Source organism: Paenibacillus hunanensis (assembly GCF_034055775.1).
GTDB lineage: Bacteria > Bacillota > Bacilli > Paenibacillales > Paenibacillaceae > Saccharibacillus > Saccharibacillus hunanensis.
This window is the reverse complement of the sequence record NZ_CP139194.1, coordinates 2,041,602-2,053,908: the sequence shown is the minus strand read 5'-3', so window position 1 is coordinate 2,053,908 and position 12,307 is coordinate 2,041,602. Positions and strand designations below refer to the sequence as shown.

Here is a 12,307-nt window from a genome sequence, read left to right as displayed (position 1 = left end):
CTGTACATGGCCTATACACCTTCATACGGTCATCGTGTCCTGTCACTTTTGTACATATCCGTTCCGTTATTGGAGATACATCATGAACAAAATTAGACAACCCGCACCCGGATCAAGCACACAAAGTCTTGCTAATCGGTATCGTAGCGGCGGCAATAAACGTACCAGCAATGTGCGCAATATTCCAAAGCCAGCAGAGCCAAATCGCAAGATTCTCAAGCAGGGCGCACCCGATTTTCAATTGCTCGTATTAACGTTCGTGCTGGTAGGCTTTGGCATATTGATGGTATTTAGTGCCAGCTCAAGCCTTACCTTTACCAGTGAACGATTCAATTATGATTCGATGTATTTCACGAAGCGACATATTGTTTTTGCAGTAGTTGGACTCATCGCGATGTTTTTTGCAATGAAGGCGCATTACAGTAAGTACAAAAAATGGTTTGCTCCCTTCTTTATGGTGACACTCCTATTACTTGTAGCTGTACTGATTATCGGCGGTAAAATTAACGGTGCTCGAAGCTGGATTCAGCTTCCAGCTGGTGCATCGATCCAGCCAGCCGAATTTGCCAAGCTAGCTGTTATTTTGTACTTATCTGCACTCATTGCCAAAAAGGGCGAACGATTGCGCGATCTGCGCACCGGCTATATTCCAGTTATGCTCATCGTTGGCCTTGTCGCTGGTCTGATCATGCTTCAGCCCGATCTGGGCTCCTGTATGATTCTGGTAGCAACCGCAGGATTGATCATTTATGCTGGCGGTGCCAGTGTGAAGCATATTTTCGCTTCTGTCGCCTTACTTCTTCTAGGTGCCGCGCTCGTGTTCGGTGTGAACTCTCTTTTCAGTCATGATAGTGGCGAGAAAGGTGATTCTAACTATCGCATGGGACGGATCGAGACCTTTCTTGATCCATTTGCCGATGAAAAGGGCGCTGGCTACAATATGATTCAATCATTAACTGCAATCGGACAGGGTGGCTTCAGCGGCTCTGGCTTTGGACAAAGTATTCAAAAGCTGCATTATCTGCCTAACCCGTACAATGACTTTATCTTCTCCGTAATCGGTGAGGAATTTGGCTTTGTCGGAACGACGCTATTCCTGCTCGCCTATGCTTACTTTATCGTCAGGGGCATATGGATATCGCTCCGCTGTCCAGACATTTTCGGAACGCTTGTCGGCGTCGGTATTATGGGGATGTTCGCAATTCAGGCATTTATTAATATCGGTGGGGTGACGAATACGATTCCGCTGACCGGTGTACCTTTACCCTTTATTAGTTACGGGGGTACGTCACTCGTCGTGATGATGCTCAGTATGGGCATTATGCTTAGTATCTCACGTGAAACGCATCGTGCACTCGCCGAACAGCAAGCGACAGGTAGCGATAGTGGTACGCGCAGACAATCGATCTCTATGCGCATGAAGTGATGCTAGCGTAAAATTATGACGAATTAGCATTGCTTAGTAGACGATCGGCTCAAGCTAATAGCATTGAACACCATTGTTCACGGTATATGAATCGGTATATAAAAAGGAACGACAGGCTCTGCTCCTGTCGTTCCTTTTTGTTGTCTGTCCATGTATGTGCATGCATGATCGGTTGATCACATTACTTTAAACGGATGGTTGGAGCTTCGGTTCTTGTCTGTCTCGATCAGCTCATCCTTGAAGGCAACACCTTCCACCTTCACGTTCACTTCAACAACTTTCAAGCCCGTTAGCGTTTCTACTGCCTCACGAACATTTTGCTGAAGCATGCGGCATACCTCGTGAATCGGTGTTTCGTACAGCACGATAATGCGCAGGTCAATCGCTGCTTCCAGCTGTCCAACCTCTACGGTAACACCCTTTTGTACATTTTTTCCGCTAAGACGCTTGGCAAAACCTTCCGACAAACCGCCTGACATTGCAGCGATTCCCGGTGTTTCCAGTGCGGCCATGCCCGCCACCTTTGCTACGACGTCATCGGCAATCTTGATTGTGCCCATATCCAATTGTAATGACTCGGTCATGTCCATCCTCCTTTGGACTTGAACCCTTTAAGCAAGAATACTGGTTCAAATCACATAATTCGTACAACTCTATTTTATTGCATCTGACGCGGATATTCAAAATTAATATTTTGTCATCTCGCACTACTTGCTCACTTGCGTTTACTTTCATAGGTATATTGGGTATATTGTTTAAGAATTTACATAGTGAGGTGGCTTTATGAAAAAGCACATATCTACCATTCTACTTGCAATCTTTTTCGTACTTAGTGCTGTAGCGCATTATGCGGGCTTCAATCCGGTGCTACAGTTCATCTTCTCCGCCATCGCTGTTGTACTTGTCGCTGGCTTTTTGGGAAGAGCAACAGAGAGTGTTGCGCATTATGCTGGACAGCGTCTGGGTGGCTTTTTGAATGCTACCTTTGGTAATGCTGCGGAGTTGATCATTGCGATCATGCTGCTACGAGAAGGCCTGTACGATATGGTCAAAGCGAGTCTAACTGGTTCGATTATCGGGAACCTGCTGCTCGTGCTCGGTCTGAGCATTTTCGCAGGTGGACTCAAGCATAAGGTACAGAACTTCAATGTCGCTCTGGCGAACATGAACGGATCATTGATGATCGTGGCGGTAATCGCTTTGTTCGTACCGGCATTGTTCTTGAACACGCATTCGATCACACATCCACAGGTGAACACACTGAGTCTGATCGTTGCAGGATTACTCATTCTTGCCTATATCGCCTGGTTGATCTTCTCCATGGTCACACACAAGCATTATCTGGCTGATGTGAAAACGACCCCTGCTGCTGTTCAGACAGGCGGTCATGGATCAGGGGCAGCGGTAGCCCAGATAAGCATGGACAGTGCTACAGCAGCTAATGCTGGTACAGCGTCTCCTATGACGAGCTCAGCTACAGCGGATGTCCATGAAGAAGAGCAACCGGACTGGTCGAAAAAGCGCTCGATTCTGTATCTGCTTATTGCTACGGTAATGACGGCATTTGTCAGTGAGTGGCTGGTTGGCACACTGGAAACGTTCACGTCCAGCTTTGGCTTTAGCGAACTGTTTGTCGGTGCATTTGTCGTCGCGATTATCGGGAATGCTGCGGAGCATAGCGCAGCAATTTTACTGGCGATGAAAAATAAGATCGGTGCCTCGGTTGAAATTGCTGTCGGAAGTAGTCTACAGATTGCACTATTCGTTGCACCTGTGCTCGTATTCGTCAGCTTCTTCCTCGGCAATACGATGGATATTGTATTCACAACTCTGGAGCTGGTCGCTATTATGGTATCCGTCTTTATCGCCAAGTCGATCATTCAGGATGGCTCTACCAACTGGTATGAAGGCTTGTTATTGATCGTAGTGTATATCATTCTAGGCGTGTCCTTCTATCTCGTATAACGAACAGAATGCTTATGTATTCATACTGCGTCACTCCATAAATAGGAATGGTCTGTGGCATAATCACTTGTCACTTCAACAATCATCCCTTTAACAGAGTGAAATGAACACAAAAAATGCCTGTACCCTCCCAGGAGAGTACAGGCATCTCTATGTGATCCGGTCTGCTATTCAGCAGCCTGCGTCTTATTATTCATCGCTTCATACAATACAGACAGATTACGCTCCAGATTGCTAATGAGCTGCTTCCCTACCGGCTCGGACACCAGACCGGCACGAATTGCAAAGTCAACTTCCTTGGAAAAACCGTAAACCTGTGTATCCAGAACTTCTTCATAGAGCGGACAATAGCGTGTGTCCAAATTCTCCATCTGGATTTCAATCAATTTCTCAATTTTATCTGCATCTCCTTGCAGGAGATTTAATGCTTTTATATTCAACTGTTCTTGCAGATCAGATGAAGTCATGTTTTTCCCCCCTATGTTCGAGAACTCTCGGCCATTACTACTCCTAATATTAGACGAAATTGAAAGGCAATACAAGAACCTGCGGTCAAATCAGAGTGAATTATCTTATATTTAAAATAATAACTTGCTGTATGATTCCCATCCCTGTTCTTGCTTATATTCAAATTAAAAATGCTGTCCCTCCAAGGAAGGACAGCATTTTGCAATCAATCGTTATCAGCAAGCTTAACGTGCAGACCGTGCTTTTCGAAAACGGCAACAACCGCTTCCTTTGCTGCTTCTTCGTCCGGGCCATGAACATGAAGCTCATACTGGTGATTCGTTACCAGCGTAGTGAACAACCCGAGAATACTTTTAACGTCGATGAATTTGGTTTCATATTGCAGTACGATGGACGATGTGAACTGACCTGCAGTTTGTGCGATTTCTACCACTGCTGCATTGTTCGTGTTGCTAGTTGCCATTGAAACCCCTCCTACCCTTCACTTTAGTGTTCATTAACACAGTTTTCCCTACCATCATAAATGAATACGCTTTCTTATGCAACTGCTTTCTTGCGCCTCGATATGAAAAAGAGGCTATAAGCGATAAGCCCCCCAAATACGGCGCCCTATCTATCTTATAACCCCTTTTGCTACTTTATTTAACCCTTTAATCGTATTATATTGCGAAGCTTCTTATTTCAGGTTTTCTGGATTGAGCGGCTCCAGCTCAGGCAGTACAAAATGTCCATCCTTACGTATCAATACATCATCAAAATAAATTTCGCCGCCACTGTATTCTGGACGCTGAATGAACACCAGATCCCAGTGAATCGAGGAGCGGTTACCGTTATCAGTTTCTTCATACGCTTGTCCCGGTGTGAAATGGAAGCTACCTGCGATCTTCTCATCAAACAGGATATCCTTCATCGGATGCAAAATATGTGGGTTGAAGCCAATCGCAAATTCACCGATATAACGCGCACCCTCATCAGAATCGAGAATGTTGTTCAGCTTCTCAGTATCATTGCTAGTCGCTTCAACGATTTTACCATTTTCAAAGCGGAAGCTTACATTTTCAAAGCTTGTGCCATTGTATACGGTTGGTGTGTTGTACGTAATCGTACCGTTAACCGAGTCGCGTACTGGCGCGCTGAATACCTCGCCATCTGGAATATTGCGATGACCGGAGCATTTTTTCGCACCGATATCTTTAATGGAGAAGGACAAATCGGTGTTTTGACCTACAAGGCGAACCTTGTCTGTGCGATCCATCAATGCTTTGAGTGCATCCTGAGCTTTGTCCATTTTCGCATAATCCAGATTACATACGTTAAAGTAGAAATCCTCAAATGCCTCGGTGCTCATGCCTGCCAGCTGTGCCATGCTTGCATTTGGATAACGAAGTACAACCCATTTGGTATGCTTCACACGCTGCTCGCTATGTACAACATGCTGATAGAAGCGGTTATACATTCTCTGCTTGTCATCCGGTACATCAGCCAGGTCGTTAATATTCTCGCCTGCACGAATACCGATGTAGCCCTGCATTTGCTTCATACGCTCCAGATCAAGCGCTGCCCATGTTTTCAGGCTCTCTTCCGTTGCATTCATCAGCATAGCGCGCTGTACTTTACGATCCGTCAATTGGACGAATACATTCCCTCCACGCGCTCCAACTTCATGGATGACAGCGTTCAGCAGATCACGCTCGGTTCCAATCATCTCAACCAGTACGTTTTCACCAGGTTGTACATCGATCGAATATTGTACCAGATTTCTGGCTAATGTTTTCACTCTTGGGTCCTGCATTTACATTCATCCTCTCCTGATTTTTGAACAACGGTTAATTATTCAACGATTAGTGTACCACGCTGGATACCAATTGTCTTTAATTCAAGCCATATTCTCTACAACTATTCTATGGTTACACTGTTGCTACATATTTCAAAACCCGCCAGCATTCCAATAGATTGGATACACTGACGGGCATATTAGATGCTTGTAATATAACGAATAGCTTATGATGTCTCATTGTATAATGCGCATAATGACCAATTATACATTTAAGGACGCACGCTAGCATCCAAGCATACCTGATTCCGTCCACTATGCTTCGCTTGATACAATGCCCGATCCGCTCGGTAAAATAACGATTCTACACTCACGTCCTGATCCTTCCAGTTCCAATCGGCAATACCGCACGATACGGTGACCATCGGATCAGTTTCTTCGGACACGGCAATTCGTATCTCCTCCGCAATCGTCTGTGCACGGCTCTTATCTACCTGAGGGAAATAGACGGCCAGCTCTTCGCCTCCCCAGCGAGCAGCGATGTCTCCCTCGCGAATGAGACGCTGGATCACGCGGCTTACCTGCTTCAGCACCTCGTCACCTACCTGATGACCATAGGTGTCGTTTACCGCTTTGAATTTATCAATGTCGACCATTAGCAATGAGCCACTGTAGGTCGCATTTTGATAATTTTTGATCGATTCATCCAGATAGCGACGCTGGTACAGACCGGTTAACGCATCCTTGCTTGCCATTCGACTCAGCTCTGCATGTAGACTGGCATTCGATACCGCTAATCCGATATGCGTCGTAATGACCTGTAGCAATTTGAAATTATCGTATGAGAAATAATGACGATCTTTATGTCCGAGGAAAATTGCTCCATTCACCTCGCCACCACTCATCATCGGCGAAGCAATCATGGAGCACGCGCCCGTTTCACGCATAAAGATCGACTCCACACTTGGATTGCTACAATAGTCAGACAGGATAATAGGCTCCTTGTCACGGTATAAAATCCCGCTGAGCCCTTCTTCCTTATCTACGGTCACGCCAATCAGATGCTCTACATTCCCATCAATAACTTCAAATACACCCGTCTCCTGATCCAGATACATCGCCACAACAAAGTCAGCTCCAAACACTTGAAGCAACTCATCTGCTGCAAATTTAAAAATTTGCTGTAGATGCAGACTTTGATTCATACGCTGCGAGATATCATTAATAAGACGCAAATCTTCATTCATTAGCTTGGATTGCTCATACAGCTTTGCATTTTCAAAAGTGCGACCCGCAGCATCTGCGATTACAACAAGCAATTCCAGATCTTCCTCTTCCAGCGGTACCTCGGACAACAGATGGAACACACCGTATACACCCTGCTTGCCCATAAGCGGAATAGCTGTCTCCATCTGGTCTGAATGCCCTTCGGAGCGAGAATGCACCTCGATCGCCACTTCACCTGTCGTAAAGGAGCGGACACACATATCCTCCAGCGGATTTTGCAACTGAAGCAACTTAACCCGTGGAATGCTACTCTCATAATCCTGTGCTACCAGCAGCTCGAAACGTACCTGTGGGTACATTTGATCGACGATATCAAACATTTCATGAATCAGCGCATCGATCTCAAACTTATCATACATACGCTGGATGACCTGAAATAGTACGGAACGCCGCTGCGCTTCACGTTCAACCACGGTAGCCGAATAAAGCATATCTGCCACATACGTATATTCAAAGCGCTTATAAAATATCGCTTCATAATACTTGCTCAAAATTTCCAATTCACCCGGTAATAATGGATGCTCTGGCGCTACGATACAGGCAAGCAGAGCAAAGCACTGCTGATGCTTACGTGTATAAAGAGGCACTGCCAGCGCATATGCGGGTGTAATCGCGGCTGCTCCCAGTTCTATTCGCCCCTCAACCGCACCATGCAAACGCAGTGCTTCTCCTGCTAGAGCTTGCATCTGCTCACACAGATGATCGTGGGGCTGGTTTGGAAGCACAAGCGGCTTGAGTTCATCATTGAACAAAAACCAGCTCGCCTTGATGACTCGATCCAGCGCGCGATTTTGCTGTAGCCAGTCGGACAGGCTCTCCTCCAGCAGTGGTTCGATGTGCGGGAAATCGGAGGCTGTGATATCGACGTTTTGCAGCCAGAATGACTCGTCTGCCACAGGCACGACTGGATATGAGGTCTGTTGATCTTCAGTACGCCAGTTCTGTGCAGGCGAGTTCCACGAATTGTTTGACATAAAAGCCTCCCCAATTTCGACGCTGTATATTCCACAAGGCACGCTTCACAGCCGCTGTAATATATACAGTTACATACTTATTGTGCTATTTTAGCATGATGCTTTCTTTAAAAAGAAACAATATGATGAACAATGAACCATATACTTATCTCCAACCCTGTCATTATTTATACTATACCGAAAACGTAAAGAAAGTTTCAGCATTTATGGAGCTAAGTCGTTGTATTATTTATATCGGTCAGTTCGAAAAAAATATCAATAATTATTTACCCGAAAATGATTGACTTTGCTATTTTTCATGCGATATAATTTATTCTTGATGAAGAATGGATAGATTCTGAATTTGGGCGTAACGTTGTTTCACCCTCGCGCTTTTTGTCGCTAATAGGACAGCGGCTGAACTCTCCTATCAGTAGTGTGGTTTTCTATCCGACCCACGACAGACAAAACGCGGCAACATGAATCAAAGACCCAAAGCCCCGATGTTAACCAACTATATTTATTTAAAAAGGAGCTTGCTATAAATGGCACGTTACACTGGTCCAAAATTTAAATTAAGCCGTCGCGTAGGTATTTCCCTGAGCGGCACTGGTAAAGAATTGAAACGCCCTTTCCCTCCGGGACAACATGGTGCTAACCAACGTAGAAAAATGAGTAACTATGGTATGCAGTTGCAAGAAAAACAAAAACTGCGTTTCATGTACGGTCTGGGTGAAAAACAATTCGCAACTCTGTTTGCAAAAGCACAAAAAATGTCCGGTATCGCTGGTGAGAACTTCATGTTCCTGCTGGAAAGCCGTCTGGACAACCTCGTTTACCGCGCTGGTTTCGCTAACAGCCGTCCAGGTGCACGTCAGCTGGTAGCTCACGGTCACGTGACAGTAAACGGTAAAAAAGTAGACATCGCTTCTTACTCCGTAAAACCAGGTGATGTTATTGGTCTGCGTGAAAGAAGTCGTGGTCTGAGCTCCGTTAAAGAAGCTCTGGAAAACCGCACTCATCTGGTAGCTTACGTTGAATTCAACGAAGCAGCAGTTGAAGCAAAATACATTCGTCTGCCTGAGCGCTCTGAGCTGACTCAAGACATCGACGAAAGACAAATCGTTGAGTGGTACAACCGTTAATCTTAACGAAAACGAAGCGCCGGATGATTCCGGCGCTTTTTTGTTTGGTTTTTATTAAGGTTTTCAGTTTGTATAGAGTTAGTTTTGGAGTTGGATTAAAAGCAAAGCTATGGGTGTGAGAGTAATGTTTGGTGCTGGAGAGATGGCTCCACTTCGGGAAGGAATAAGGGGACGGACTCAGTGGAGCCGCGGGAATCTACCGATTAGGAGTGAATGTAGATTCCCGCCCCTCCAAAATCGTCCTTTCCCCTTATTTCCTTCCCTTCGTTCTGTGCGGATCGCAGACTGATTAATTCAAACCTCAAATCTCAAACCTCAAACCTCAAACCTCAAACCTCAAACCTCAAACCTCAAACCTCAAACCTCAAACCTCAAACCTCAAACCTCAAACCTCAAACCTCAAACCTCAAACCTCAAACCTCAAACCTCAAACCTCAAACCTCAAACCTCAAACCTCAAACCTCAAACCTCAAACCTCAAACCTCAAACCTCAAACCTCGGTGATTTTAAATGGGGGGCTTGGATGGGGTCAATACGAATTTTCGATTGAATGTATCTTTTATCTTGGATCGCATACATATAAAAAAGAACCTGATTCGTATATCCATGCGTAGGCAGGCTATATTACTCAGGCTATTGTTTGGTATGAATTTGGATTGGCTTACTGTTAACGGTTCAACGAATTAAAGCTATGGACTCTGAATCATTTGTTATTTTAAGCCTCTACTCTATCTAATGAGATACGAGGATCAACGTAGAGAAGATCGATATAATGAAGTTCAATATGAAATAGATCATTAATATAACGTAATATCATAACTCAATACCATACCGTAATATCCACTATCGTTCTTCTATCTGTTGCAGGGTATAGATTAGCTTTCTGTAATTCGTTTATCTGAAAAGTGAAGTCGATAAGCTATTTACTTTAATGTGATCATTGGAACGTTATGCTCCTCGGCGAGTGTTTTTTGAATGCTCGTCGGGTTGTTGGTCTTCGGATTGTTGATTTGCTAGTTGTTCGCCCTCTTCGTCAGCTGTAGCAATATCATTGGCAGTATCATCATTCATATTGGTTTCATGGGCATCTGCTTCATCTGGTTGTACCGGGTCTATTGTCTCCGTGGTCTCTTCTTCTGTTTTGAATTGAGACACGAGTTCGTTCAGCACATCTGCTACCTGTTGTAGGGAGTGTGCGGAGGTTTCCAGGTTTTCCAGTGATTGGAGTTGACCCTGGGAACGTCCTGTAGCTATGGATGCGCGCTGGGATGTATTTTTGGCGATATCAGCTAGGTTTTCCAGCGATGCATTGATTTGCTCGGAGCCAGCGGACATTTCTTCGGATGCGGAGGAGACTTCTTGAATCTCTGCCGACATGCGTTCGACGCCTTGTTGGATTTGTTCGAACAGGCGGCTTGTTTCTTGGAGTGAAGTCATGCCTTTTGTTACGCGAATTGCTCCGTTGTCCATGCCAGCAAGTACGACGGCAGTTTCTTCTTGCATCGCTTTGATCTGTTCGGTGATCATACGTGTGGACTCTGCGACATGACCGGATAGATTGCTAATTTCGGTTGCGACAACGCCAAAGCCACGTCCTGCTTCACCTGCGCGTGCAGCCTCGATCGATGCATTAAGCGCCAGCAAGGTAGTCTGTTTATTGATGCCGTGGATAATATCGATGATGCCATTGATCTGCAAGGCACGATCATGCAGCATTTCTGCCATTTTTCCAGATTCGTCCATGACGAGCTTAGCGGAGTCCATTTGTTTTACTGCTTTGCGTAGCTGATCGCTACCCTCGCGTGTCTGCTGTTCCATTTGTTGAGCGGCTTCAGCAACTTCCTGTACAGATTCGGCGATTCGCTGTACGCCTGTAGCCATCTCTCCCATTGCCACGGTACTCTCAGCTGTCGCCTGAAGCTGCGTGCTGGAATCCAGCTCCACCTGCTGTAGCTCCTCGGCATTGTCGCGAGCAGCGGCTGCATTTTCAGCAGAACGATGAGCGACTTGAGCGGATGTATCCCGGATAGCATGGGATTGCTGGCTAAGTCTACGCACGATCTGTGCTGTCGCTTCTAAAATTCGGTTAAATTCAGTCGCCATCTGACCAAACTCATCCTTACGATTCACCTGTAAACGACCGGAGTAATCGCCTTCTGCCATTCGGCGGCTCATTTGCATCATACCGCGAATTTGGCGGATCATACCCAGATTGTTCCACAGAATGGCTGCTGTCAGTAAAATAAGGCTGACGATACCAATAATGAGCAGGGTATTCAGCATTTCGCGTGCAGGGCGTTGAATCTCTGCTTCTGATAAAAGCACTGCTGTTTTCCAGCCTGTATCGCTCAGAGTATCAAAATAAAGCGTATAGGCATTACCGTTGAGCGATACGGTTGTCTGACCTTTCGGTTGACCCTTGACCAACGCCAGTGCTTGCTTGTTAATCCCCTCTGCTCCGCTAAAGGGCTGATCCGGCTTCAAGTCTGTTTGACTACTTGCCAGAACTAATCCTGTACGATCCAGCAGCACAGCATGACCTACGTTTCCGATATTCATATTACCTACATAATCCTGAATGCTATTAATATTAAAATCAGCTGTCGCCACACCAATCGCCTGTCCATCACCATTACGAATGGTTTTGCCTGCGGTGATCATGCGAACTTTACTTTTCGTATCCAGTACAGGCTCGGTGTAATAAATTTTATCAAAATTGCCTAATGTACCTGTATACCATGGCTGATTGAGATAATCATAGTCTGCTGCATCATATTGAAACGTCGTGCTGATCCGATCTCCATCCCGGGAAGCATATACCGAATGATATGGCTTGCCGTCGGTGTACACATCCGAAGCTAGATATATCCCGGTGCCATATGTCATCGGGTTCAGCATTGTCCAGCGTTCGCTAAGCTGAGCATATTGATCCATATTCATCGATGGGCCAATCTGTCCAACCGCGTCTGCAAGTGAAGTTGCGATAATCGAGTTACGCGACACCTGCTCGTTAATATTGGAGGTTACGCCCGCTAGCGTACTGGTCGCGGTTCGTCCCATTTCTTCATTCAGCTTTTGCTTGGAAAATTGATAAGCGAGCAAGCTAATTAGCACGATGACAATAAACACGATTGGTAGCAATGTGCTTAATGTGCGCGCCTGAATACTTTTAAATTGCAATCTTTGCAGCATTGTTTTGTCTCCTCTGTTGTATGTAATGATGCGGTCTACACGCCACAATCTATATATATCGGTCAAAACACCTATCTTTTTAGCTTTTTATAGGCAA

Annotated in this window: 9 protein-coding genes; 3 read left to right on the top strand and 6 right to left on the bottom strand. The window is 45.4% G+C overall.

Annotated features, from left to right (window positions below):
* Positions 1-82 precede the first annotated feature (82 nt).
* Positions 83-1,426, top strand: a complete 1,344-nt coding sequence (gene ftsW / locus SK066_RS08320; protein WP_320544325.1) for a putative lipid II flippase FtsW — start codon at positions 83-85, stop codon at positions 1,424-1,426.
* 176 nt (positions 1,427-1,602) lie between these two features.
* On the opposite strand, the gene SK066_RS08315 is transcribed toward ftsW, so the two are convergent.
* Positions 1,603-2,010 (bottom strand): Asp23/Gls24 family envelope stress response protein, encoded by a 408-nt coding sequence (locus SK066_RS08315; RefSeq protein WP_188775113.1) that lies wholly within the window; start codon positions 2,008-2,010, stop codon positions 1,603-1,605.
* A gap of 199 nt (positions 2,011-2,209) precedes the next feature.
* On the opposite strand from SK066_RS08315, the gene SK066_RS08310 reads away from it, so the two are divergent.
* Positions 2,210-3,391 (top strand): calcium:cation antiporter, encoded by a 1,182-nt coding sequence (locus tag SK066_RS08310; RefSeq protein WP_320544324.1) that lies wholly within the window; start codon positions 2,210-2,212, stop codon positions 3,389-3,391.
* A gap of 167 nt (positions 3,392-3,558) precedes the next feature.
* On the opposite strand, the gene SK066_RS08305 is transcribed toward SK066_RS08310, so the two are convergent.
* From SK066_RS08305 to SK066_RS08290, 4 genes are all read right to left on the bottom strand, one after another.
* Entirely contained in the window at positions 3,559-3,858 is a 300-nt protein-coding gene (locus SK066_RS08305) for an Fpa/YlaN family protein (RefSeq protein ID WP_188775111.1), read from the bottom strand.
* A gap of 206 nt (positions 3,859-4,064) precedes the next feature.
* Positions 4,065-4,322: an HPr family phosphocarrier protein gene (locus tag SK066_RS08300; protein WP_188775110.1), complete on the bottom strand. Its 258-nt coding sequence runs from the start codon at positions 4,320-4,322 to the stop codon at positions 4,065-4,067.
* Positions 4,323-4,535: 213 nt separating this feature from the next.
* Positions 4,536-5,651, bottom strand: coding sequence for an aminopeptidase (locus tag SK066_RS08295; protein WP_320544323.1), 1,116 nt, complete (start codon positions 5,649-5,651; stop codon positions 4,536-4,538).
* Positions 5,652-5,905: 254 nt separating this feature from the next.
* Positions 5,906-7,894: a sensor domain-containing diguanylate cyclase gene (locus SK066_RS08290; protein WP_320544322.1), complete on the bottom strand. Its 1,989-nt coding sequence runs from the start codon at positions 7,892-7,894 to the stop codon at positions 5,906-5,908.
* 524 nt (positions 7,895-8,418) lie between these two features.
* Between SK066_RS08290 and rpsD the strand changes: the two genes are divergently transcribed.
* Entirely contained in the window at positions 8,419-9,018 is a 600-nt protein-coding gene (gene rpsD, locus SK066_RS08285) for a 30S ribosomal protein S4 (protein WP_188775107.1), read from the top strand.
* A 948-nt stretch (positions 9,019-9,966) separates the two neighbouring features.
* On the opposite strand, the gene SK066_RS08280 is transcribed toward rpsD, so the two are convergent.
* Positions 9,967-12,210 (bottom strand): methyl-accepting chemotaxis protein, encoded by a 2,244-nt coding sequence (locus SK066_RS08280; protein WP_320544321.1) that lies wholly within the window; start codon positions 12,208-12,210, stop codon positions 9,967-9,969.
* Positions 12,211-12,307: the final 97 nt, after the last annotated feature.